Source organism: Amycolatopsis sp. cg9, from assembly GCF_041346945.1.
Classification (GTDB): Bacteria; Actinomycetota; Actinomycetes; order Mycobacteriales; family Pseudonocardiaceae; genus Amycolatopsis.
Genome location: NZ_CP166850.1, coordinates 8020455 through 8042922 on the forward strand (window position 1 = coordinate 8020455; position 22468 = coordinate 8042922).

At 71.7% G+C, this 22468-nt stretch carries 31 protein-coding genes; 12 read left to right on the forward strand and 19 right to left on the reverse strand.

What is annotated here, in order from left to right:
- The first annotated feature begins 103 nt into the window (after positions 1-103).
- Positions 104-736, forward strand: coding sequence for a TetR/AcrR family transcriptional regulator (locus tag AB5J73_RS37240; RefSeq protein ID WP_370963502.1), 633 nt, complete (start codon positions 104-106; stop codon positions 734-736).
- Here the strand turns inward: AB5J73_RS37240 and trxA are convergent.
- The 8 genes from trxA to AB5J73_RS37280 form a co-directional block, all read right to left on the reverse strand.
- Positions 717-1052: a thioredoxin gene (gene trxA / locus AB5J73_RS37245; protein WP_370963503.1), complete on the reverse strand. Its 336-nt coding sequence runs from the start codon at positions 1050-1052 to the stop codon at positions 717-719. The two genes, AB5J73_RS37240 and trxA, sit on opposite strands and share 20 nt — an antisense overlap.
- A gap of 11 nt (positions 1053-1063) precedes the next feature.
- Complete coding sequence (locus AB5J73_RS37250) at positions 1064-1459, reverse strand: MerR family transcriptional regulator (protein ID WP_370963504.1); 396 nt, start codon at positions 1457-1459, stop codon at positions 1064-1066.
- Positions 1460-1500: 41 nt separating this feature from the next.
- Positions 1501-1974, reverse strand: coding sequence for a bifunctional nuclease family protein (locus tag AB5J73_RS37255; protein WP_009078856.1), 474 nt, complete (start codon positions 1972-1974; stop codon positions 1501-1503).
- A gap of 213 nt (positions 1975-2187) precedes the next feature.
- Positions 2188-2934, reverse strand: coding sequence for a MerR family transcriptional regulator (locus AB5J73_RS37260; RefSeq protein ID WP_370963505.1), 747 nt, complete (start codon positions 2932-2934; stop codon positions 2188-2190).
- Positions 2931-3401, reverse strand: a complete 471-nt coding sequence (garA, locus tag AB5J73_RS37265) for a glycogen accumulation regulator GarA (protein ID WP_086864865.1) — start codon at positions 3399-3401, stop codon at positions 2931-2933. Before garA ends, AB5J73_RS37260 begins: the two co-directional genes overlap by 4 nt.
- 137 nt (positions 3402-3538) lie before the next feature.
- Complete coding sequence (gene gcvH / locus AB5J73_RS37270) at positions 3539-3922, reverse strand: glycine cleavage system protein GcvH (RefSeq protein WP_370963506.1); 384 nt, start codon at positions 3920-3922, stop codon at positions 3539-3541.
- Positions 3923-4010: 88 nt separating this feature from the next.
- A complete protein-coding gene (locus AB5J73_RS37275; protein WP_370963507.1) occupies positions 4011-4631 on the reverse strand; it encodes a CDP-alcohol phosphatidyltransferase family protein in 621 nt (206 codons plus the stop codon).
- A gap of 210 nt (positions 4632-4841) precedes the next feature.
- The gene (locus tag AB5J73_RS37280; RefSeq protein ID WP_370963508.1) at positions 4842-5051 is read right to left on the reverse strand and encodes a hypothetical protein; all 210 of its coding nucleotides are present in this window, start codon (positions 5049-5051) and stop codon (positions 4842-4844) included.
- A 314-nt stretch (positions 5052-5365) separates the two neighbouring features.
- On the opposite strand from AB5J73_RS37280, the gene AB5J73_RS37285 reads away from it, so the two are divergent.
- Entirely contained in the window at positions 5366-5866 is a 501-nt protein-coding gene (locus AB5J73_RS37285) for a hypothetical protein (protein ID WP_370963509.1), read from the forward strand.
- A gap of 33 nt (positions 5867-5899) precedes the next feature.
- On the forward strand, positions 5900-6289 hold the full coding sequence (locus AB5J73_RS37290) for a hypothetical protein (RefSeq protein WP_370963510.1): 390 nt from the start codon (positions 5900-5902) through the stop codon (positions 6287-6289).
- A 102-nt stretch (positions 6290-6391) separates the two neighbouring features.
- On the opposite strand, the gene AB5J73_RS37295 is transcribed toward AB5J73_RS37290, so the two are convergent.
- Both AB5J73_RS37295 and AB5J73_RS37300 read right to left on the reverse strand, forming a co-directional pair.
- Positions 6392-8095 carry an AMP-binding protein gene (locus AB5J73_RS37295; RefSeq protein ID WP_370963511.1) on the reverse strand — a complete coding sequence of 568 codons (1704 nt, stop codon included), beginning with the start codon at positions 8093-8095 and terminating at the stop codon, positions 6392-6394.
- Between the two features lie 11 nt (positions 8096-8106).
- Positions 8107-8949, reverse strand: a complete 843-nt coding sequence (locus AB5J73_RS37300; protein WP_370963512.1) for a crotonase/enoyl-CoA hydratase family protein — start codon at positions 8947-8949, stop codon at positions 8107-8109.
- A 134-nt stretch (positions 8950-9083) separates the two neighbouring features.
- Between AB5J73_RS37300 and AB5J73_RS37305 the strand changes: the two genes are divergently transcribed.
- A complete protein-coding gene (locus AB5J73_RS37305) occupies positions 9084-9962 on the forward strand; it encodes an alpha/beta fold hydrolase (RefSeq protein ID WP_370963513.1) in 879 nt (292 codons plus the stop codon).
- Here the strand turns inward: AB5J73_RS37305 and cobA are convergent.
- The 5 genes from cobA to rpmB all read right to left on the reverse strand — a co-directional run bounded on the left by cobA (position 9950) and on the right by rpmB (position 12399).
- Positions 9950-11176, reverse strand: a complete 1227-nt coding sequence (cobA, locus tag AB5J73_RS37310) for a uroporphyrinogen-III C-methyltransferase (protein WP_370963514.1) — start codon at positions 11174-11176, stop codon at positions 9950-9952. The two genes, AB5J73_RS37305 and cobA, sit on opposite strands and share 13 nt — an antisense overlap.
- A gap of 263 nt (positions 11177-11439) precedes the next feature.
- Entirely contained in the window at positions 11440-11694 is a 255-nt protein-coding gene (gene rpsR / locus AB5J73_RS37315) for a 30S ribosomal protein S18 (RefSeq protein WP_370963515.1), read from the reverse strand.
- Positions 11691-11996: a 30S ribosomal protein S14 gene (rpsN, locus tag AB5J73_RS37320; RefSeq protein ID WP_370963516.1), complete on the reverse strand. Its 306-nt coding sequence runs from the start codon at positions 11994-11996 to the stop codon at positions 11691-11693. Before rpsN ends, rpsR begins: the two co-directional genes overlap by 4 nt.
- The gene (gene rpmG, locus AB5J73_RS37325) at positions 11996-12163 is read right to left on the reverse strand and encodes a 50S ribosomal protein L33 (RefSeq protein ID WP_003091682.1); all 168 of its coding nucleotides are present in this window, start codon (positions 12161-12163) and stop codon (positions 11996-11998) included. The genes rpsN and rpmG overlap by 1 nt, the downstream gene beginning before the upstream one ends.
- A complete protein-coding gene (rpmB, locus tag AB5J73_RS37330; RefSeq protein WP_086860064.1) occupies positions 12163-12399 on the reverse strand; it encodes a 50S ribosomal protein L28 in 237 nt (78 codons plus the stop codon). The genes rpmG and rpmB overlap by 1 nt, the downstream gene beginning before the upstream one ends.
- Positions 12400-12477: 78 nt before the next feature.
- Here rpmB and mrf point away from each other — a divergent pair, with 78 nt between their 5' ends.
- The 4 genes from mrf to AB5J73_RS37350 are packed head-to-tail and all read left to right on the forward strand — an operon-like array spanning position 12478 to position 15183.
- Positions 12478-13728: a ribosome hibernation factor-recruiting GTPase MRF gene (mrf, locus tag AB5J73_RS37335; RefSeq protein WP_370963517.1), complete on the forward strand. Its 1251-nt coding sequence runs from the start codon at positions 12478-12480 to the stop codon at positions 13726-13728.
- Positions 13725-13979 carry a type B 50S ribosomal protein L31 gene (locus AB5J73_RS37340; protein ID WP_370963518.1) on the forward strand — a complete coding sequence of 85 codons (255 nt, stop codon included), beginning with the start codon at positions 13725-13727 and terminating at the stop codon, positions 13977-13979. The genes mrf and AB5J73_RS37340 overlap by 4 nt, the downstream gene beginning before the upstream one ends.
- Positions 13979-14128: a 50S ribosomal protein L32 gene (gene rpmF / locus AB5J73_RS37345; protein ID WP_370963519.1), complete on the forward strand. Its 150-nt coding sequence runs from the start codon at positions 13979-13981 to the stop codon at positions 14126-14128. The genes AB5J73_RS37340 and rpmF overlap by 1 nt, the downstream gene beginning before the upstream one ends.
- Positions 14125-15183, forward strand: a complete 1059-nt coding sequence (locus AB5J73_RS37350) for a GTP-binding protein (RefSeq protein WP_370963520.1) — start codon at positions 14125-14127, stop codon at positions 15181-15183. Before rpmF ends, AB5J73_RS37350 begins: the two co-directional genes overlap by 4 nt.
- Before the next feature lie 19 nt (positions 15184-15202).
- Here AB5J73_RS37350 and AB5J73_RS37355 read toward each other — a convergent pair whose 3' ends face one another.
- Positions 15203-15499, reverse strand: coding sequence for a hypothetical protein (locus AB5J73_RS37355; RefSeq protein ID WP_370963521.1), 297 nt, complete (start codon positions 15497-15499; stop codon positions 15203-15205).
- A 142-nt stretch (positions 15500-15641) separates the two neighbouring features.
- On the opposite strand from AB5J73_RS37355, the gene AB5J73_RS37360 reads away from it, so the two are divergent.
- From AB5J73_RS37360 to AB5J73_RS37375, 4 genes are read left to right on the forward strand one after another with little or no spacing between them, the layout of a single operon-like run.
- Positions 15642-16076, forward strand: a complete 435-nt coding sequence (locus tag AB5J73_RS37360; protein WP_370963522.1) for a MarR family winged helix-turn-helix transcriptional regulator — start codon at positions 15642-15644, stop codon at positions 16074-16076.
- Entirely contained in the window at positions 16073-17743 is a 1671-nt protein-coding gene (locus tag AB5J73_RS37365; RefSeq protein ID WP_370963523.1) for an MFS transporter, read from the forward strand. Before AB5J73_RS37360 ends, AB5J73_RS37365 begins: the two co-directional genes overlap by 4 nt.
- On the forward strand, positions 17740-18480 hold the full coding sequence (locus AB5J73_RS37370; RefSeq protein ID WP_370963524.1) for a dienelactone hydrolase family protein: 741 nt from the start codon (positions 17740-17742) through the stop codon (positions 18478-18480). Before AB5J73_RS37365 ends, AB5J73_RS37370 begins: the two co-directional genes overlap by 4 nt.
- A gap of 11 nt (positions 18481-18491) precedes the next feature.
- Positions 18492-18764 (forward strand): DUF6295 family protein, encoded by a 273-nt coding sequence (locus AB5J73_RS37375; RefSeq protein ID WP_370963525.1) that lies wholly within the window; start codon positions 18492-18494, stop codon positions 18762-18764.
- A 1-nt stretch (position 18765) separates the two neighbouring features.
- Here the strand turns inward: AB5J73_RS37375 and AB5J73_RS37380 are convergent, their stop codons facing one another.
- The 3 genes from AB5J73_RS37380 to AB5J73_RS37390 are packed head-to-tail and all read right to left on the reverse strand — an operon-like array spanning position 18766 to position 22463.
- Positions 18766-20181, reverse strand: coding sequence for an aspartate aminotransferase family protein (locus tag AB5J73_RS37380; RefSeq protein ID WP_370963526.1), 1416 nt, complete (start codon positions 20179-20181; stop codon positions 18766-18768).
- The gene (locus tag AB5J73_RS37385) at positions 20168-21481 is read right to left on the reverse strand and encodes an MFS transporter (protein ID WP_370963527.1); all 1314 of its coding nucleotides are present in this window, start codon (positions 21479-21481) and stop codon (positions 20168-20170) included. The genes AB5J73_RS37380 and AB5J73_RS37385 overlap by 14 nt, the downstream gene beginning before the upstream one ends.
- 34 nt (positions 21482-21515) lie before the next feature.
- Positions 21516-22463 (reverse strand): sphingomyelin phosphodiesterase, encoded by a 948-nt coding sequence (locus AB5J73_RS37390; protein ID WP_370963528.1) that lies wholly within the window; start codon positions 22461-22463, stop codon positions 21516-21518.
- Between the last annotated feature and the right edge of the window lie 5 nt (positions 22464-22468).

Sequence of the window (22468 nt, forward strand, 5' to 3'; positions counted from 1 at the left end):
CAAGCCTCAACGGTCGGATGAGCCTTTGCGCCGTTCGCCGTACCCGACACACGCGGACTTAAACCCCTTGACTCGATTTACTCAGCCGAGTAACTTTTTACTCATGCAAGTAAACACCGACCTCATGGCCGAACTGGGGCTCAGCCCGGCCGAGGCCGCCCGCCGCGCGCAGATCATCGGCGCGACCATCGGCGTCCTCGCCGACCTCGGGTACCGCCGGACCACGTTCGCCAAGATCAAGGAGCGGGCCGGGCTCAGCAGCACCCGGCTCATCTCCTACCACTTCACGAACAAGGCCGGCCTGATGCAGGCCGTGCTCAGCACGGTCGTCGAGACGAAGAACGAGTACCTGGCCGAACGCACCGGCGGCGGCCTCGACCCCGCCGACCGGCCCGGCTACCTGCGGGCGCACATCGAGACGTCGATCGCGTTCCTGCGCACGTACCCGGAGTGCGTCCGGGTCCTGACGGAGCTGGCCGCCAACGCCGACGACGTCGACGGCTGGGTGATGACGAAGGTGCTGGTCGACGACCTGCGCGTGCACGGACTGGCCCGCCAGCTCAAACAGGGCCAGGCCGAGGGTGCCTTCGGCGACTTCACGCCCGAGGTGATGGCGATGTCCATCGCGCAGGCCATCGACGGCGTCGCCGCGGCCTACGCGGCCGACCCGGCGCTGGACGTGGAGAAGTACGGCCGCGAGGTGGCGGACGCGTTCGTCAAAGCGACGGCGCCGTGAGGGCCCGGTCGAGCCGCTCTTCGATGCGGGCCTTCGGGAACGCGCCGACGATCGTCTCGACCGGCTCCCCGCCGCGGAACAGGATCATCGTCGGCAGCGACATGACCTGGTAGGACCGGGTCGTCTCCGGGTTCTCGTCCGCGTTGATCTTGCGGACGGCCAGTTCCCCGGCGCGCTCGGCGGCCAGCTGCGCCAGCACCGGCCCGACCATCCGGCACGGGCCGCACCAGGTGGCCCAGAACTCGACCAGCACGGGGACGTCGCTGCCGAGGGCCTCGGCGAAGGTCGAGTCGGTGACTTCGGTGACTCCGGACATGAGCGGCTCCTTCACGGACGCGGGGATTCGGGCACGACACACGGATCGGGCGCCTGCCGGGCGAGCGCGCCGGCGAGCTTCGCGGCCAGCTCGGCGCGGATGCCGCCGAGGCGGGACAAGAGCGCGTCGGCTTCTTCGAGCTTGCGGCGGTAGACCTCGATCGAATTCGCGCAGGAGTCGCCGGTTTCGTGACCGCTGCGCAGGCACTCGACGAACGGCCGGGTTTCTTCGAGGGTCAGCCCGACCGTCTGCAGGGTCTGGATCTCCTTGACCAGCTGGAGGTCGTCCTCGTCGTATTCGCGGTAGCCGTTCGCCGAGCGACGGGCCGCGAGGAGGCCCTGGTCCTCGTAAAAACGCAGCGCACGGGTGGTGACACCCGTGCGCTGCGCCAATTCTCCGATCCGCATACCCCGACGCTAGACGTTGACGTCCGCGTCAAGGCAAGAAATCAGGTGTCCGCTCCGCGGAAGTCTTCCGGCGACACGGAGTCGAGGAACTCGCGGAACTTCTCGACCTCGTCCTCCTGCTCGTCCGGGATGATCAGGCCCGCCTCTTCCAGCACCGCGTCCACGGCGTGGATGGGCACGCCGATCCGCAGGGCCAGTGCGACCGAATCGCTCGGCCGGGCCGACACCCGGATGTCGCCGTCGAAGACCAGCTCCGCGAAGAACGTGCCTTCCTTGAGGTCGGTGATCACGACCTGCTCGAGTTCCCGGCCGAGTGCTCCGATGACCTCTTTCAGCAGGTCATGCGTGAGCGGACGGGCCGGGCGGACTCCCTGCTGCTCCAAAGCGATGGCGGTGGCTTCGACCGAGCCGATCCAGATCGGCAGGTACCGTTCGCCCTCGGTCTCCCGCAGCAACAAGATCGGCTGATTCGCGGGCAGCTCGACCCGCACCCCGACGACGCGCATTTCGCTCATCGGATTTCGCCTCCCTCTCGTGCACGGGCTTCAGCGGTGGAACGGCTTCGCGCCGCCACTGTCGACGCTACCCGTCATCCGCGCGCTGTGCTCGCTGTCCGGACTCTCTCGGTTCGCCTGCCGCAAACCCGTGCCTTCACGGTACGGCATGCGGTGCCGAACATTCAGTCATTGACATGGGACCGCAAAGAGGATCTCACCGCCCCGTTACGATCAACACCCGGCGACGCCACGGATTCCGGCCTTGACGAGGAGCGTGTGCAGCGTCACGGACAGTGCCGCCAGCTCGCGCACCACTTCGTCGGCCCTCGATTTGGCCTCCGGGTCACGATGCCGGTACACCGGGGTCACGATCTGCTCCAGCAACCCGACCTCGCGGTCGGCCGCGGCGCGGAAGGCACGCAGGTGTCTCGGCTCGATACCGAATTCGGTCATCGCCCGCACCGTCCGCGCGACCAGCACCGCGTCCGGGTCGAAGAACCCGGCGGGACCGGGCCGGACCAGGCCGTACTGCTGCAGCTCGGCCAGCGCGGCCGCGTCGATGCCGGCCTGCTCCAGGAGCTCCTCCTGGGTCAGGCGCAGCTCCTTGCCCGTGGTGAAGTCGTCCGCCACGGGCAAGCCGACGTTCTCGGCCGGTGCGTCGATCGGCACCAGCCGGCGCGGCGGGCGGGGCAGGGCCGCGGCGGGCTCGGCACCCGAGTCCGCCGCGTCCAGCTGTTCCTTGATGACCTTCAACGGGAGGTAGTGGTCCCGCTGGGCGGCCAGGACGAACCTGAGACGCTCCACGTCCGCCGCGGCGAACTGCCGGTACCCCGAAGGCGTCCGGCCCGGCTGGACCAGGCCTTCGGCTTCGAGGAACCGGATCTTGGAGATGGTGACATCGGGGAAGTCGCCGCGCAGCTGCGCGAGAACGGCCCCGATGCTCAACCCGTCGCGTTGTGGCCGTCCGGCCGCCGTCACTGCGCCCCCTGGCCCCCGTGCCCCGGGCCGGTCAGGAAGACCAGGCGGAACTTCCCGATCTGGACCTCGTCGCCGCCGGCGAGGACGGCCTGGTCGACCGGCTCGCGGTTGACGTAGGTGCCGTTGAGGCTGCCGACGTCGATGACGACGAACTCGCCGCCCTCACGCCGGAACTCGGCGTGCCGGCGGGAGACCGTGACGTCGTCCAGGAAGATGTCGCTGTCCGGGTGCCGCCCGGCGCTGGTGGTGTCGCGGTCGAGCAGGAACCGCGAACCCGCGTTGGGCCCGCGCTTCACGACCAGCAGCGCCGAACCCGCCGGGAGGGCGTCGACACCCTGGACGGGCGCCTCCGCGGCGGGGGCGGGCTCGTGGCCTTCGACTTCGGCCAGGAAGTCTGCCCGGAAGACAGAGGTCCGCTCCGGAGACTGCTCCGGGGGAACGCCGCCGGGCCCGTCGTTCGTGCTCACCTGAGCTCTCCTCCACACATGCTGTGTTGCCTAGTACTCAAGAACGTGTAGCTGCCAACGTACCGTGCCTGATCGATTCTCCGAGCCCCGGCTCCCCGAACCGGCGCAGTGCTGGTCCGACCGGGTGGGAGTGGGCTTCAGCCCTTGGTCAGCGCGTCGTACGCCTCGGCTTCGAGCAGGGCTTCCAGACCCGCCGGGTCGTCGAGCCGGATCTCGATCAGCCAGCCCTCGCCGTAGGGGTCGCTGTTGATCAGTTCCGGCGACTCGGCGACCCCGTCGTTCACCGCGACGACCTCGCCGTCGACCGGCGCGAACAGCTCGGAGACGCTCTTCGTCGACTCGACCTCGCCGAAGACGTCGCCCGTGCTGAGCTGGCGGCCGACCTCGGGCAGGTCGACGAAGACGACGTCGCCCAGCTGGTCCTGCGCGTACTCGGTGATGCCCACGCGGACGAGCGTCTCCTCGCGGGTGGCGACCCACTCGTGTTCCTCGGTGTAGCGAAGCTCTTCAGGAGCGGACACCGCCGGTCCCCTTTCATGCCCTCACTGGCGAAACGTGCTGGGCGAAGTCTTACACCCACACGGCGCAACCGCCCGGCCCGGGCCCGGCTCAGTCGTCCCGGGCCCCGCGCAGGGCGTTGCGCGCCTGGAGGACGTAGAGCACGCCGGACCAGACGTACAGGACGCCACCCCAGATGGTGAAGGCGTAGCCGATCGGCCGGGCGACCGAGGCGACGTCGGAGCCGCCCTGCGCGAGCAGCAGGAACGGGAAGGCGTACATCAGCACGAAGGTGGCGCCCTTGCCGATGTAGGTGACCTCCGGCGGCGCGAACCCGCGGCGGCGCAGCGTCAGGACGCAGACGCCGAGGACGGCTTCGCGCAGGAGCAGCGGGACGACGACCCACCAGGGGATGATCTCGCGGGCCAGGAACGCGATGAGCGTGGCGAGGATGTACAGCCGGTCGGCGGCGGGGTCGAGCAGCTGCCCGAGCCGGGACATCTGGTTGAGCCACCGGGCGAGCTTGCCGTCGAGCCAGTCGGTGAGCGCGCTGAAGACGAGGACGGCGAGCGCCCAGCCGTCCTCCTCGGGGCCGAGCAGCAGCCAGAGGAACACCGGCACGCCGGCCAGCCGCAGCAGGGACAGGATGTTGGGAACGTTCATCGCCTGCCGCAGCAGGGACGGCTCGGGGGCGCCCGCCTGAGCGGCGGGTTCGGGCGCGGCTGTGCTCACCGGGCCATTAAACAGCGGGGTGGGGTGGCGGCGCCGGGTGGTGCGGCGGCGCGGCCGGGCGAGCCGTCGGGCGCCGCGGCCGGTTCCGATGTCATGAACGACTCGTTCACCGCACCGGACGACATGAACGACTCGTTCATGACGTTCCTGCGGGCCCGGAACTCAGCCGTCCGGAGCGGGCCGCCGCGGTCACGGCGGCCCGGCCGGGGTTCAGCTCGCGCGGCGGTGGCTCCACCCGCGGCGCTGCAGCTCGGCGCTGGTCAGCGACTCGGGGCGGCCGCGGTAGTCGGTGCCCATCCAACGGGCGCGGCCGGCTCGTCCCTCGAGGACGTAGGGGCGGCCGCAGCACCAGACGACGGTGCAGGGAACGGTCGGCGGACTGGACGGGTCTTCGGTGCTGGTGGCAGCTTCGGCGTTCATGACTCTCACGGGCTCGGGGCGGGTTTCGGGGACGGGAGCTCTTCTTGCCTCCCACCAAGATCTTCGGCACGCGGAGCCGGATTGTTAACCGGCACGGCGGGAATTAGACCGATCGATTCGAGATGGCAGCCTGAGGTTTCGGAGCGTGAACGGAATGTTAATCGTCCATTGTGGACGGTCTTCCGGTGGCCACCGGACCGGGCCGCCACCCGGCTGGAGTAATCTCCGGCACACCCGTGGGCGCGTCGCCCCTCGGTGCCTCGCCCGGATGGGCCAGAATGACCGGGCCAGCCAGCCGGGGAGGAAGGATCGCGGTGCCCCACCCGACCACCACGAAGATGTGGCTCGTGGCCTGCCTCGCCGTGCCCGTGCTCGCCGCCTGCTCCGCCGAACAGGCGGCCCCGGCGCCGGCGCCGTCACCCTCGGTGTCGAGCGAGGCGCCCGCGACGACGTCCGCCGGTACTCCCCCGCCGCCGCCCGCCGCGGAGAGCTCGGCCGCGGTGCCGTCCGCGCCGAAGCCCGCCGGGGCACCGCCGTCGGTTCCCGGCTCCTGCGGGACGGTGACCGCCGCCAGCGGGCTCACGCTCTACGTCTTCGACAGCGGCTCCGCCGGCGTCAGCTGCGTCGCGGCGACGAAGCTCGTCGGCGACTTCCACCGCAAGATCGCCGGCCGCCAGGGCGCGGGGTCGAACGACGCGGTGAACGAGACCGTCGACGGCTGGCTGTGCACCTCCGGGCCGCCCGCCGCGCAAGGCGGCACCACCTGCACCAAGGGCGAGCAGACGGTGTTCGCCGCCGTCGTGCCGTCCGAGTGATCCCCGCCGAACCGTTCCGCTCCTGAAGGGCCCATGAAGACTCTCGCCTACCCCTTGCTGCTCGTCGCCGCGTCCGCCGCACTGGCCGGGTGCGGTGGCGGTGACCCGGCCCCCGCTGCCCCGGCCTCCGTTCCAGCGGCCGCCGCGGCGGCGGAGTCGACGGCGCCCGGCGTCCCGTGCGGCGACGTCACCGGCGCCGGCGGCGCGAAGACGGCGGTCGTGGCCCACGGCAAGGTCGACTGCGCCGCGGCCACGAAGCTGCTGACCGACTACTTCGCGAAGCTGACCCCGGCCGAGGCGAACTCGCCCGACGGCCCCGGCCCGGTCGTCCTCGACGACTGGACCTGCGGCAGCGGCGCCAACGACCCGGTGACGGCGTGCTCGACCGAGGACGGCCGCCAGGTCGAGGGCACCCGCGGCTGACAAAGCGCCCCAATGTGGCGTTGGTTGCGTCCAGCGCACCCAATGTGGCGTTCGGTGCGTCCAGCGCACCGAACGCCACATTGGGGCGCTTGAGCCGGGCGGTCAGGACTTGAGGTCCGGGAAGTCCTCTTCGCGGAACTCCGTGCCCGCGCCCCGTGCCGGGTCGCTCTCCCGGCCGCGCAGCTCGACGCGGCGGATCTTGCCCGAGATCGTCTTCGGCAGCTCCGCGAACTCGAGCCGCCGGATCCGCTTGTACGGCGCCAGGTGCTCGCGGCAGTACGCCAGGATCGACCGGGCCGTCTCCGCGTCCGGGGAGAAGCCGGTGGCCAGCACGACGTACGCCTTCGGCACGGCCAGCCGGATCGGGTCGGGGGCCGGGACGACCGCCGCCTCCGCCACGGCTTCGTGCTCGATCAGCACGCTCTCCAGCTCGAACGGCGAGATCCGGTAGTCCGACGCCTTGAACACGTCGTCCGTGCGCCCCACGTAGGTGATGTAGCCCCGTTCGTCGATCGAACCGACGTCGCCGGTGTGGTAGTAGCCGCCGCCGAAGGCCGCCGACGTGCGCTCGTCGTCGTCCGCGTACCCGGTCATCAGGCCGACCGGGCGGTGCCGCAGGTCGAGGCAGATCTCGCCCTCGTCCGCCCGCTCGCCGCTGACCGGGTCCACCAGCGCCACCACGAACCCCGGCAGCGGGCGGCCCATCGAGCCGGGGACGACGTCCTGGCCCGGCGTGTTCGCGATCTGGACGCTGCTCTCCGTCTGGCCGAAGCCGTCGCGGATGGTCACGCCCCACGCCTTCTTGACCTGGTCGATCACCTCGGGGTTGAGCGGCTCCCCCGCCCCGACGACCTTCTTCGGCGGTGTCTTCAGCGCCGTCAGGTCGGCCTGGATGAGCATCCGCCACACCGTCGGCGGCGCGCAGAAGCTCGTCACGCCGCACCGGTCCATCTGCGCCAGCAGCGCGCCCGCGTCGAACCGGTTGTAGTTGTAGAGGAACACCGTCGCTTCGGCGTTGAAGGGCGCGAAGAAGTTGCTCCACGCGTGCTTCGCCCAGCCCGGCGAAGAGATGTTGAGGTGGACGTCGCCCGGCTGCAGCCCGATCCAGTACATCGTGGACAGGTGGCCCACCGGGTAGGAGACGTGCGTGTGCTGCACCAGCTTCGGCTTCGCCGTGGTGCCGGAGGTGAAGTAGAGCAGCAGCGGGTCGCCGGCCTTCGTGGGCCCGTCCGGGGTGAACTCGGGCGACTCGGCGAACGCGGCCGAGTACCGCTGCCAGCCCTCGACCGGCTCCCCGACCGCGATCCGCGTGTAGCCGCCTTCGACGTCGGCGAACTTCCCGGCGTCCACCGAGCGGACCACGACGTGCTTGGCCGCGCCGCGCTCGACGCGGTCGGTCAGGTCGGCGGGGCCGAGCAGCGTCGACGCGGGGATGATGACGGCGCCGAGCTTGATCGCGGCGAGGATGGTCTCCCACAGCTCGCCCTGGTTGCCCAGCATGAGGATCAGCCGGTCGCCGCGGCGGACGCCGAGCCCGCGCAGCCAGTTCGCCACCTGGTTGGACCGGCCGGACAGCTCCGGGTAGGTCCAGCGGTTCTCGGTGCCGTCCTCTTCGACGATCCAGAGCGCGTTCCGCCCGGCGTTGTCGGGGTCGTGCGCCACCACGTCGAACCAGTCGATCGCCCAGTTGAACTCGTCGAGCTCCGGCCAGGCGAAGTCCCGGTAGGCCGTGTCGTAGTCCTCGCGGTGGGTCTGCAGGTAGTCCCGCGCCACCCGGAACGCGTGGTGGACCTCCGAAGCGCTCACGCTGCTGCCTCCTATTCGCCCTTGAACTCCGGCGAGCGGCGCTCCATGAAGGCCTGGACCGCTTCGCCGAGGTCCTTGCTGGGCAGGAACGCCGAGTTCCACGCCGCGACGTACCGGAGGCCGTCGGCGACCTGGCGCTCGGTGTTCGTCGCCAGTACCTGCTTCGTACCCTGCACCACGAGCGGCGGGTTCGCAGCGATGTCGCCGGCGAGTTCCCGCGCGGCCTTCAGCAGCGCGTCCTGGTCTTCGTACACGTCGTTGACGAGGCCGATCTTCTCCGCGCGTGCGGCGTCGACGTCCTTGCCGGTCAGGGCGAGCTCCCGCAGGTGCCCTTCGCCGATGATCGAGGCGAGCCGCTGGAGGCTGCCGAGGTCGGCGACGATGGCGACGCGCACCTCGCGGACGCTGAACTTCGCGTCCGCGCTGGCCAGCCGGATGTCCGCGGCGGCGACGACGTCGACCCCGCCCCCGATGCACCAGCCCGAGACGGCCGCGACGACCGGTTTGCGGCATTCCGCGATGGAGCTGACCGCCGCCTGCAGCGACCGGAGCTGGTCGAGGAACGCCGTCCGCGGGCCCGCGAGGCTGTCCCCGCCCAGCATCGGCGCCCAGTCGCCCATCATCGCCGGCAGGTCGAGACCGTAGGAGAAGTGCTTGCCGCTGCCGGTGAGCACCACGGCCCTGACCTGCGGGTCGGCGTCCAGCGCGCGGAACACCAGGGGCAGCTCGCGCCAGAAGTCCGGGCCCATCGCGTTGCCCTTGGAGGGTCCGAGCAGCGTCACTTCGGCCACGTGGCCGTCGACGTCGACCTTCAGGGAGACGAGGTCGGGCAGACTGTCAGCAGTAGCGGTCATGGGGTCATCTTGACCCATGCCCGCGACGAGCCGCCATTGGCACGTTGTCAATTGACGCGCGAGTCACTGTGCCGACGTCGTCACGGGATGTTTTCCTGGACGTAGGCGACCACGAGCGGGGAGGACGGTGGGACATGAGCCCGGCCAGCAGCGCGACCTTGATCGAGCCGGAGCCCCCGGCCGCGCCCGCCCGGCGCGCGTCCCGCCCGATCGAGCTGACCGGCTCGTTCGACCACGAGGGCCACCGGCTCTGGTACACCGAGTTCGGCAGCGGCGACCGCGTCGTCGTGCTCACCCACGGCATCATGCTGACCCGCCGCATGCACGCCCCGCTGGCCCGCCGGCTGGCCCGCGCGGGCTTCCGGGTGGTCACGCTCGACCTCCTCGGCCACGGCGACTCCGACCGGCCGACCGAGTCCTGGCTCTACTCGATGCCGTCGTTCGCGGAGCAGACCCTGGCGCTGCTCGACCACCTCGAAGTCGAGTCCGCGGTGATCGGCGGGACGTCCCTGGGCGCGAACGTCTCGCTGGAAGTCGCGGTGCAGGCACCTTCGCGGGTCCGCGGGCTGATCGTCGAGATGCCGGTGCTGGACAACGCGATCGTCGCGGGCCTGTTCACGTTCGCCCCACTGCTGATGGCGGCCCGCTTCCTGCCGGTCACGGTCCAGGCGGTGGCGCTGGCGGCGTCCCTGGTGCCCCACGGCAACCAGTGGGTCGACGTCGTGACCGACACGCTCTCCCAGCGCCCGGCGCCGATGGCGGCGCTGCTGCACGGCGTGCTGTTCGGCCGGATCGCGCCCCCGAAGGCGGTCCGCCGCAAGATCGCGAACCGCGCGCTGGTGATCGGCCACCAGGGCGACCCGATCCACCCGTTCGGCGACGCGGACACCTTGGCGGTCGACATGCCGGACGCGGAGTTCGTCCAGGCCCGGAGCCCGGTCGAGCTGAGGTTCGACCCGACCAGGCTGTCCGACGCGATCCGGGACTTCGCGGCGAGCTGCTACGAGGACTGAACCGGCGCCAGGCCGGCCACCGGGCCGATCACGATCACCGCGGGCGGGCGGACCCCCGACGTCGCCGCGTCCGTGACCACCGTGTCCAATGTGGATCGCAGCGTGCGCTGGGTGCGCATCGTGCCGTCCTCGATGATCGCCACCGGGGTGTCCGCAGGGCGGCCGCCGTCCAGGAGGGCCTTCGCGAACTGCGGAAGCCGCTCCACGCCCATCATCAGCACGATCGTGCCGCGCATGCGGGCCAGCAGCTCCCAGTCGACCAGCGAGCGGTCGTCGCCCGGGGCCACGTGGCCGGAGACCACCACCACCTCGTGGGCCACGCCGCGGTGGGTGACCGGGACGTCCGCCACGGCCGGGACCGCGAAGGCGCTCGTGATGCCCGGGACCATCGTCACCGGGACGCCGGCCTCCGCGCAGGCGAGGACCTCTTCGAAGCCGCGGCCGAACAGGTACGGGTCGCCGCCCTTCAGGCGCACGACGAACTTGCCCTCTTTGGCGCGCTCGACCAGCGTCTGGTTGATGACGTCCTGGCTGGCCGCGCGGCCGTACGGGATCTTCGCCGCGTCGACGACCTCCACCTCGGGGGCGAGCTCGTCGAGCAGCTCGCGGGGCGCCAGCCGGTCGACCACGACGACGTCCGCGCGCGCGAGCAGGCGCCGGCCGCGGACCGTGATCAGCTCCGGGTCGCCCGGGCCGCCGCCGACCAGCGCGACGCCGGGCAGGGTGCCCTCCGGGTGCGGGGTGCGGCCGTCCTCGATCGTGCCGTTGTGGAGGCCGTCGAGCATCGAGTCGCGCACGGCCGCCGAGCGCAGCGGCTCGCCGCCGGAGAGCACGCCGAACAGGAGGCCGCCGTGTCGGCCGGACGCCGGGGTCACCGCGGAACCCGACTCGCCTTCGTCGGCGCGCACGCAGAACACGCGTTCACGCTCGGCCTCGGCGCAGATCTCGGCGTTCACCGCCGGGTCGTTCGTGCAGGCCAGCGCGTACCAGGCCGCCTCGAGGTCACCGGGGGAGTAGCCGCGTTCGTGCCAGACGAGCTCGCCCGCGTCCACCATCCCCTGCACCGACGGCGTCGTGTGCGGCGACACCAGTTCGACGCGGGCCCCGGCGCTGATCAGCCGGGGCAGCCGCCGCTGGGCCACGGAACCGCCGCCGAACATCACGACGCGGCGGCCGGTGAGCTGGAGGCCGGAAAGGTAGTGCGGGTCATCCATGGGCGGGAGTTTATTGGCGGTTCACCCCGGCGCCAGCCCAGCGTGGGTCATGCCACGCGGAAGACCGGCGGGCAGGGCCCGGCCGGCGGCCGGTCGCAGGCGGTTCACCCGCGCCGACGCCGCCGGCCGGGCCGGTGGCGCGAGACCGGCCGGCCCGGCGAGGACGGGCGTGACCACGGGCCGGGCGCGCGCCGCGGCCCCCTGGACCGGGTCGTCCCGTGCGACACCTCTTCCGGGCGCCCGTGATCGCGCCCGCCCGGGATTCAGCTCGCGCGGCCCGAAGCCGGGTACGGCAGCAGGGCCATCTCGCGCGCGTTCTTGATCGCCGTGGCGACCTGTTTCTGTTGCTGCGGCGTCAATCCCGTCACCCGGCGGGCGCGGATCTTGCCGCGGTCGGAGATGAACTTCCGCAGCAGGTCGACGTCCTTCCAGTCGACGTGCGTGATCCGGTTGGCGTGCAACAGGTTCACCTTGCGCTTGCCCGGGCGGTCCCGGTCCGGCTTCGGCATCCGGCTCACCAGCTCGACTTCGAGACGCCGGGGAGTTCCCCGTTGTGCGCGGCCTGCCGCATCTTCACCCGCGACAGCCCGAACTTTCGCAGGTACCCGCGCGGGCGCCCGTCGGCGGTGTCGCGGTTGCGGATCCGGGTGGGGCTCGCGTCGCGCGGCAGCTTCTGCAGCGCGACCACGGCCGCACCCTTCTCCTCGGGGGACGACGAAGGCGAGGAAACGACGGCCTTGAGCGCGCGGCGGCGTTCGACGTACCGGGCCGCGACCACCTTCCGCTGCTCGTTCTTGGCGATCTTCGACTTCTTGGCCATCAGCGCTCTTCCTTGAACTCGACGTGCTTGCGCGCGACCGGGTCGTACTTGCGCAGCACCATCCGGTCGGGGTCGTTCCGCCGGTTCTTCTTGGTCACGTACGTGTAGCCGGTGCCCGCGGTGGACCGCAGCTTGATGATCGGGCGGACGTCGGTGCTCTTCGCCATTACAGCTTCACTCCCCTTGCCTTCAGTTCGGCGACGACGGCCTCGATGCCGCGCTTGTCGATCGTCTTCATGCCCTTGGCGGAGACGCGCAGCCGCACCCAGCGGCCTTGGCTGGGCACGAAGTAGCGACGGTTCTGCAGGTTCGGCTCCCAGCGCCGCGAAGTGCGGCGGTGCGAGTGCGAGACCTGCTTGCCGTAGCCCGGCTTGCGGCCGGTGACCTGGCACACGGCGGACACGGACCCTCCCGAGTTGGTAGTGGTTTTCGTTTTCATCTACGCTACGCACCGTACCCCGCCCGTATTCCTGGAGCACCAGTGACCCCACACCCCCGCGTCCCGCTCGTCCTCGTGAGCGGCCTCGCCCCGGGCCCCAACGCCGCGCTCGCCGAGCTGCTGCGCGTGGCCGGGCCCGGCACGGCCGTCGTCCACCACGACCTGCGCGAGATCCACTCCGGCGTCGTCCGCCGCCGGCTGCGGCTGGAGCAGCGCGACCAGCTGACCGTCCTCGAGCTGGCCCACGGCTGCGTGTCCTGCACGCTGCGCGAGGACCTCCTCCCCCTGCTGCGCCACCTGGCCCGGCTGCCGCAGGTCCGCCGGATCGTCGTCCGGCTCGACGAGGCGATGGAGCCGGAGCCGGTCAGCTGGGCGATCCGCAACGTACTGGTCGGCGACCACCCGGTCAGCGACGACGTCGAGCTCCGGGCGGTGCTCACGGTGATCGACTGCGCGACCTTCCTGGCCGACGCCACGGGCGACGACGTCCTGGCCGAGCGGAACCTGCAGGCCAGCCCGGAGGACGAGCGCACGGTCGCCCAGGTGGCGCTCTCGCAGGTCGAGTTCGCCGACGTCCTGGTGCTGGCCGGCGCGGCCACCGACGCTTGGACCGCCGCGAAGGCGTCCGCGGTGCTCGACCGCGTCGCGCCGTCGGTCCCCCGCGTCGAACTCGCGCGGGTCGACGGGCACAGCGTGCTCGACGCCGTTCCGGCCGGCGCGCGCCGCGGCGAGGTCACCGACATGCACGGGGCGCTGCTGCGCGGCCAGCCGCCGCTGCACGCCGACTGCGGCATCGGCCTGGTCACCTTCACCGCCCAGCGCCCGTTCCACCCCGAACGCCTCCACGACGCCCTCGACGTCCTCCTGGACGGCGTGGTCCGCACCCGCGGCCGCGCCTGGGTGGCCAGCCAGCCCGACGTCGCGTTCTGGATCGAGTCGGCGGGCGGCGGCCTGGGCATCGGCCACGCCGGTCCGTGGCTCGCGGCGCCGGACGGTCCCGAATGGACGGACGTCTCCCCCGAACGCCGCACCCTGGCGTCGCTGCGCTGGCACCCGGTGCACGGCGACCGGGCGCAGGAGCTCGTCGTGGTGACGGACCAGACAACGCCCGACGAGATCGACGCGGCCCTGCGCGGCGCTCTACTGACCGACGAAGAACTCGCCGCCGGACCCGCGGAGTGGCAGCGCTACCCCGACCCGTTCGGCGACTGGCACGAAGAGCCGTGCGAAGACACCGAACCCGACGCGGCGCGGCACGACGCGACCGCGGCGAACCGAAAGGAAGACCAGTGAGGACCGGCATCCACCCCGACTACCACCCCGTGGTGTTCAAGGATTCGTCCACCGGCGACGCGTTCCTGACCCGCTCCACCATCACCTCGGACAAGACGATCGAGTGGTCCGACGGGAACACCTACCCGCTCGTCGTGGTCGACATCAGCTCGTGGTCGCACCCGTTCTGGACCGGCACCCAGCGCATCATGGACAGCGCCGGGCAGGTCGAGAAGTTCCACCGCCGCTACGGGAAGCGGGGTGCGCGCTGATGGCCGTCCCGAAGCGCAAGAAGTCGCGGAGCACCACCCGATCCCGGCGGGCGCAGTGGAAGGCCGCCCCGGTGGACCTGGTGCCGATCAGGGTCGACGGCGAGACGAAGCTCGTCCCGCGGCGGCTGATCCGGCACTTCCACTCGTGAGCGTTCCGGTCACGGTGCTGTCGGGCTTCCTCGGCGCGGGCAAGACGACGCTGCTCAACCGCATCCTCGCCGACCGCGGCGGGGTGCGGGTGGCGGTGATCGTCAACGACATGAGCGAGGTCAACATCGACGCGGCGCTCGTGCGCTCGCGGGAGCGCCTCGTCGAGCTGACCAACGGGTGCATCTGCTGCACCCTGCGGGAGGACCTCCTGGAGGAAGTGGCGGCGCTGTGCGCGGACGGCCGCTTCGACCACGTGCTCATCGAGTCGAGCGGGATCTCCGAGCCGATGCCGGTGGCGGCGACGTTCACGTTACTGGCGGGGGTCGCCCACCTCGACACGATGGTGACGGTGGTCGACGCGGCGAACTTCGCCCGCGAACTGGCGGCCGGCGACGCGCTGGCCGAGCGCCGGCTCGACCAGTACGAGGACGACGAACGGACGGTCAGCGACCTGCTGGTCGACCAGGTCGAGTTCGCCGACGTCCTGCTGCTGAACAAGACCGACCTGGTCCCGGCCGCCGAGCTGGACCGCCTGGCGGCCACGCTGCGGCGGCTCAACCCCGCCGCGGACGTCGTCACGGGCAGCTTCGGGGAGGTGCCGCTGGAGCGTGTCTTCGGCACCGGCCGCTACGACGCCGTGCGGGCTCAGGAAGCGCCCGGCTGGGTGGCCGAGCTGAACGGCGACCACGTGCCGGAGACCGAGGAGTACGGGATTTCCAGCGTGGTGTTCCGCGCTTCGCGGCCGTTCGATCCGGCGGCGCTGTGGGACTTCGTGACGCGGCGGTTCGATTCGGGCGAGTTCGGGACGGTGCTGCGGTCCAAGGGGTTCTTCGCGCTGGCGTCCCGGCCGGGGGTGACCGGGCTGTGGTCGCAGGCGGGCGCGGTGGCCCGGTTCGAACCCCAGGGCGTCGCGGAGGAGCCGCGGCAGGAGCTGGTGTTCATCGGTGTCGACCTCGCCGGGGACAGGCTGCTGGCCGCACTGCGCGACTGCCTGGGCGCGCCGACCGGACCGGACCCGTTCCCGGAGTGGGGCCCGGTCCACGTCCACGGGTAAGCGCCCACCCGCGGCCGGGTCAATGGTCGTCGTAGTGGTCTTCGTGGCTCGCGTGGCGGTGCCCGTCGTGGAGGTAGTCGACGTGGTCGCCGTGGGGTACCGCCACGTGGCCGCAGCCTTCGCCGTGGGCGTGCTCGTGGCCGGTGTGCGGGACGTGACCGTGGATCTCGCACTCGTCGAAGTGGCCGTCGTGCGCGCGGTGCAGGTGGCCGTCGTGGGCGTAGTCCACGTGGTCGCCGTGCGGGACTGCCGCGTGCCCGCAGCCCTCGCGGTGCACGTGGTCGTGGCCGGCGTGTTCGACGTGCGGGATCACCATCGGCTTCTCCTCCCGGGCTGTGTCCACTTCGGACGCTAGCCCGGGCGCCCGCGCCGGGCCGGGCGAAAGCTCCCGGCTCACCCGATAGCGACCACTCCGTCCGAGTTGATCAACCCAGGTTTATCAGTCTAGGTTGACGATCGTGACGGACGAAGACCTCCTCCAGGCGAGCACCGACCTGCGCGTCGCCCTCGGGCGGCTGGTGCGGCGGCTGCGGCAGGGGTACGTCGTCGGCGAGCTGACCCTGCCCGAGCGGTCGGTCCTGTCCCGGCTCGACCGCGAGGGCCCGGCCACCCCGGGCTGCCTCGCCGACCTCGAACGCGTCAAGCCGCAGGCCATGGGCGTCACCCTCGCCGGGCTGGTCGAACGCGGGCTCGTCGAACGGCGCAAGGACGACTCCGACGGCCGCAAGGTGCTGATGTCGGTCACCGGGGCCGGGGTCAAGCTGCTCACCGACCGCCGCTCGGCGACCACCGGGAAGATGGCGGCCGCGCTGGCCGGGCAGTTCACCGAGGCCGAGCGGCACGAGCTGATCACGGCCATCCCGCTCATCGAGCGGCTGGCGGACCACCTGTGAGCTACAAGTGGGTCGCGCTGTCGAACACCACGCTCGGCGTCCTGATGTCCGCGCTCGACGGCTCGATCGTGATCATCTCGCTGCCGGCGATCTTCCGCGGCATCGGCCTCGACCCGCTCGCGCCCGGCAACATCGGCTACCTGCTCTGGATGATCCTCGGCTACCTGCTCGTGCAGGCCGTGCTGGTGGTGACGCTCGGGCGGCTCGGCGACATGTTCGGCCGGGTCAAGATGTACAACCTCGGCTTCGTCGTGTTCAGCGCCGCGTCGGTGGCGCTGTCGTTCGACCCGTTCCACGCCGGCGGCGGCGCGCTGTGGCTGATCGGCTGGCGGATCGTGCAGGCCGTCGGCGGGTCGATGCTGACGGCGAACTCGGCGGCGATCCTCACCGACGCGTTCCCGGCGCGGCAGCGCGGGATGGCGCTGGGCGTCAACCAGATCACCGCGCTGGCCGGGCAGTTCCTCGGCCTGGTCGTCGGCGGGCTCCTCGCCGAAATCGACTGGCGCGCGGTGTTCTGGGTCAGCGTGCCGTTCGGGCTGCTCGGCACGATCTGGTCGATCCGCAGCCTTCGCGAGGTCGGGACGCCGAAGCGCGCCAAGGTCGACTGGGGCGGCAACGTCACCTTCGCGGCCGGCACCGCGTTGCTGCTGGCCGCGATCACGTACGGCATCCAGCCCTACGGCGGCGCGGCGACCGGCTGGGGCAGCCCGTGGGTGCTCGGCGGCATCGGCGCCGGCGTGCTGCTGCTCCTGCTGTTCGGCGTCATCGAGACCAGGGTGGCGGCACCGATGTTCCAGCTTTCCCTGTTCAAGATCCGCGCCTTCGCCGCCGGCAACGTCGCCGCGTTGCTGACTTCGGTCGCCCGTGGTGGCATGCAGTTCATGCTCATCATCTGGCTGCAGGGGATCTGGCTGCCCCTGCACGGCTACGACTACGAGCGCACGCCGTTGTGGGCCGGCATCCACCTGCTGCCGCTGACCGTCGGGTTCCTCCTCGCGGGCCCGGTGTCGGGGTACCTGTCCGACCGGTTCGGGGCGCGGCTGTTCTCCACCGGCGGGCTGCTGCTGGTCGCGGCGGCGTTCCTCGGCCTGCTCACGCTGCCGGTGGACTTCCCCTACCCCCTGTTCGCCGCGCTGCTCGTGGTCAGCGGGATCGGCCAGGGCATGTTCTCCGCGCCGAACACCTCGGCCATCATGAGCAGCGTCCCGACCGAACAGCGCGGCGTCGCCTCGGGCATGCGGGCGACGTTCCAGAACTCCGGCACGTCGCTGTCCATCGGCGTGTTCTTCTCGCTGATGATCGCCGGGCTCGCGTCGTCCCTCCCGCAGACGCTCACCAGCGGGTTGCAGGCCCACGGCGTCCCGGCGCCCGTCGCCGACGGCGTCGCCCGGCTGCCGCCGGTGAGCACGCTGTTCGCGGCCTTCCTCGGCAGCAACCCGGTCGGGCACCTGCTCGGCCCGGACGTCCTGGCCGGGCTCGCGCCCGCCGACCGGGCCACCCTCACCGGCGGGGAGTTCTTCCCGCAGCTGGTGTCCGGCCCGTTCCACCACGGCCTGGTGGTCGTGTTCACCGCGGCCGCGGCGATGGCCGTCGTCGCCGCGGTGGCGTCCGCCTCGCGCGGCAAGCGCTACTTCCACACCCCCGAGGGATCGAAGGAGAACCGATGACCGACGAGATCGTCGCCGGGACCGTCACCATCACCGGCCACGGCGGGGACGAGCTCGAGGCGTACCTGGCCAAGCCGACCGACGAGACCCCGCGCGGCGGGGTCGTGGTGATCCACCACATGCCCGGCTACGACGCGGCGACGAAGGAGATGGTCCGCCGCTTCGCCGTCGAGGGCTACAACGCGCTCTGCCCCAACCTCTACACGCGCGAAGCACCGGGCGCGGACCCGGACGACGCGGCGGCGACGGTCCGCGCGTCCGGCGGCGTCCCGGACGACCGCCTGGTCGGCGACGTCTCCGGCGCGGCCGACTACCTCCGCGCGCTGGAGACCGCGAACGGCCGGATCGGCGTCATCGGCCACTGCTCCGGCGGGCGCCAGGCTTTCCTGGTCGGGTGTTCGCTGGACGTCGACGCGGCGGTCGACTGCTACGGCGCGTTCGTCGTCAACGACCCGCCGGAGGCCATGAAGCAGATGAAGCCGCTGCTCGGCCTGGCGTCGCAGCTGTCGTGCCCGCTGCTGGGCATCTTCGGCGCCGACGACCAGTTCCCCGGCCCCGACGAGGTCGCGGTCCTGGCGGCCGAGCTGGAGAAGCTGGGCAAGGAGCACGAGTTCCACACCTACGCGGGCGCCGGGCACTCGTTCTTCTCCGTCGACCGCCCGAGCTACCGCCCCGAAGCCGCGACGGACGGCTGGGAACGCATCCTCGACTTCTACGCCCGCACGCTCACCGCCTGAGAGGACAGCTCATGTGCACCTACCTGACCGAGAAGTTCGCCCTCGAAGGCAGCGGCAAGGGCGCCCGCGGCTGGTTCCGGCTGACCGAGGGCACCGTGTACGTGGACCACCCGGTCCACGCGCCGTACGGCCACACGGTCAACATCGACTTCCGCAACCCGGAGCTGGGCGCCTCGGCGCGGGTCGCCCTCGAACTCACCGAAGAAGACGCACTGGCCCTGGCGGACGCGATCCACGCGGCGGTCAAGTCCGCCCCCGCGGGGCTGGCTTCGCGGAACCAGTGATTCAGGGTGTGTAGAGCGCGCCCAGGAACTCCAGCAGGAGACGCTCCCGCAACGGCGCCGATGCCGTTGCGAGGAGCGCGTTGATCGGGGCCATCCGGTCCGGCAGACCGGCGGCGCCGCCGAGGCCCGCGGCCGCGAGAAGGCCCGCGAACTGCTCCGACGTCAGCGTCGCCGGGTCGAGGGCGGCCACGAACTCCGCCACCGCCGGGTCGATGACCACGGGGCCGGCCGACCGCGCCGCGTCGACCGAAGCCGCGAGGTCGGTCAGGAACTCCTCCTCGCTGCCGTGGTTCGCCGCCGTCACCGTCAGGTGCAGGTTCACCGGGGACGCCAGGTGGGCGAACTGCGGCTGGACGTACCAGCCGCGCACCTTCATCTCGTCCGCCACCGTGAACAGGTCGAAGCCGTCGTCGCCGGTGAACGCGATCAGCGTCGAGATCGGGTCGCCCAGGACGCGCAAACCGTCGATGTCGGCGATCCCGGCCCGGATGCGCGACACGGCGGAACGCGCCGACGAAGCCAGGCCGAGGTAGCCGTCCTCGCCGAGGTGGCGGACCACCGCCCAGGCCGCCGCGAGGGGGCCGCCCGAGCGGGTGCTCTGGATCGTCGTGTTCAGCATCGTGTAGCCGGGCCAGGACGCGCTCGCGAAGTAGTGCGAGCGCCGCAGTTCCGCCGACGCGTGCAGCAGCACCGACGTGCCCTTCGGGCAGTACGCGTACTTGTGCAGGTCCACCGAGATGCTCGTGACGCCGGGGACGCGGAAGTCGAACGCCGGGACGTCCGCGCCGAGGCGGGCGAAGTACGGCAGCACCCAGCCGCCGATGCACGCGTCGACGTGCATCCGGACCCCGCGTTCGAGAGCCGCGGCCGCGATCTCCTCGATCGGGTCGAGGACGCCGTGCGCGTACGACGGCGCGCTCGCCACCACCAGCACCGTCGAGTCGTCGATCGCCGCCGCCATCGCCGCCGGGTCGGCGCGGAACGTCACCGGGTCGACCGGGACATCGATCCGGCGGAGCCCGAACAGGTGCGCCGCCTTGTGGAACGCCGCGTGCGCGGTGGTCGGCAGCACGATCGACGGCGCCGCGATCTCCGGGTGCGCGTCGCGGGCCGCGAGGACCGCCAGCAGGCACGACTCCGTGCCACCGGACGTCACCGAGCCGACGACACCGGGCACCGAGCCGAGCACCGACGAAGCCGCCGCGACGAGGTCGTTCTCCATGCGCAGCAAGCTCGGGAACGCCGTCGGGTCGAGGCCGTTGGCCGACGACGCCAGCGCGTGCGCGGCAGCACCCAGGGAGTCCACTTCGGACAGCCCGCTGTCGTACACGTACGCCAGGGTGCGGCCGCCGTGGGTCGGGAGGTCGCCCGCGCGCAGTTCCCGCAGCGCCGCGAGGACGTCCTCAGGCGGGTTCATGGCGCGGCTCCAGGACCTTGCGCCGCAGCAGCGGCAGGGCCAGTGCGATCAGCACGCCGGGGATGATCGACGACCCGATCAGGATCGCCACGATCGCGCTGTGCGGCTGGAAGACCGTGGCGTCCGTGCTCGACACGTACCCGCCGAACGCCAGGATGAGCGCCCACAGGCCGCCGCCGAAGGCCAGCCCGAGCGTCTCCCCCGCGGTCCACACGCCGGCCGCGATCCCGGCGCGCGTCTCGCCGGTGCGCTCCTCCTCGGCCGTGATCAGGTCGGGCAGGATCGCCAGCGGGAACACCGAGATCCCCGCGTACCCGACCCCGCACAGCGCCACGAACACGAACGACGCGAACAGCGGGATCGACTGCGCGAACACCAGGCCCAGCAGGCCGATCGCGAAGGCCGCGGTGGCCAGGCGGAAGCCGTTGAGCTTGCCGACCCGGTCGCCCAGGCGCGGCCACAGCGGCATGGTGACCAGCGCCGGGCCGACGAAGATGACGAACAGGATCGTCCCGTAGCCCTCGCTGCCGAGGATCCGCTGGGCGAAGAACGGGATCGCGGCGAGCACCGTGCCGATGCCCAGCGCCTGGATGAAGTACGTCCCGAGCAGCCAGCGGAACGGCCGCCAGCCGGCCAGCGTCCGCACCAGCTCCTTGAGGCTCACCGTGTTGGGCCGCAGCGAGCCGACCGGCGCGTCCTTCAGCCCGAAGTACACCAGCAGCGTCGCGGCCAGCACGATCAGCCCGATCACCACCGCCATCACCCGGTAGCCGGTGACCCCGCCGATGCCGGTGCTGATCGCGGGGGCACCGCCGCCGCAGATCAGGATCGTCACGGCCAGCACGCCGATCCGGACGCTGGTGAGCTTCGTGCGCTCGGTCGCCGACTCGGTCAGCTCGGCGGGCAGCGCGTTGAACGGCACCTGGAACAACGCGTACGCCGTGGCGCACGTGGCGAAGGCGATCGCCACGTACAGCGCGTCCGGCAGCGGGCTCCCGAACCCCGGGTGGGCGAACATCGCGGCGAACAGGATCGCGACGCCGATGCCGCCGATCAGCAGGAACCGCCGCCGGCTGCCGGTCTTGAGCAGATCGGCGTCGGACAGCCGGCCGGCGATCGGGTTGAAGAGCACGTCCCAGGCCTTGGGCACGAACACGATCGCGGCGGCCCAGCCCGCGGGCACGGCCATCGTGTCGGTCAGGTACTTGACCAGGACGAGGCCGGGGACCGTCCCGAAGGACCCGGTGACGAACGAGCCGAGCGAATAGCGGAACCTCGTCCGGCCGGACAGCGTCGTCATGGTCCTCCTCGCAGAGCGGATCCCGATGCTGCGATCAGTAGTGGATCTCGGCCCGCACCGGGTAGTGGTCGGAGGGAATCGTGCCACCGTCGTAATGCACCAGCCGTACCGGGCCGACCTCGGCGCGTCGCACCGAGCCGACGTAGTCCAGCGAATCGCGGTAGGTCGCCGGGACGGACTTCGCCGCGGCCGGGTTGGTCGCCGCGTCGAAGGTGTACTCCCCCGCGCCGGTCGTGCGCAGCGTGCCGCCGAGCGCCGCTCCCCCCTGCTCGGCCTGGGTGCGCCCGGCCGCGTCGCGGCGGTCCTGCCCGGCCCAGTACTCGATGTTGAGGTCGCCGGCGACGGCCACGGCGTCCCCCGCCGGGACGCGGGCCGCCGTCAGGTCGCGGAGTTCGCCCAGCTGCGCCAGCCGGACCGCGTGCGCCTTGGGCAGCGTCTCGGGTCCCTCGTCGGCCTGCAGGTGGGTGCCCGCGAGCCAGAGCGCCTTGCCGTGCGCGAAGATCCGGACCAGCGCGGCCCCCTTATTCGACAGGTAGTCGGCGGTGCCGGAGTAGGAGTTCCGGTAGACGAGCTGGTGCCTCTCGGTGATCGGGTACTTGCTGAGGACGGTGACCCCGCCGTTGACGACGACCGGCGAGTTCGAGCAGTTCCCGCTCACCGACGTCCAGCCCGGCGACGTCGAACAGGACTGCCCGACCAGCGGCGTCCGGAACGGGTAAGCGTCCACGAGCCGGTCTCGCAGGTCCTCGGCCTGCGCGCTGAACGCTTCTTCGAGCACGACGACGTCGGTGTCCTGGGTGCGGATGACTTGTTCGGCGGCCTGCGCCCGGGCTTCCTTGTCGGAGGTGTTCGGGTTGGCGATCCACGGGAGCTGCCAGAGGTTGAAGCTCAGCACGCTCACCGTGGCGTCCGCGGCCCGGGCGGGCGCGGCGGTGAGGGCGGCGATGACGACGGCGGCGGCGAGAATGGCGGTCCTGCGCACGCGGG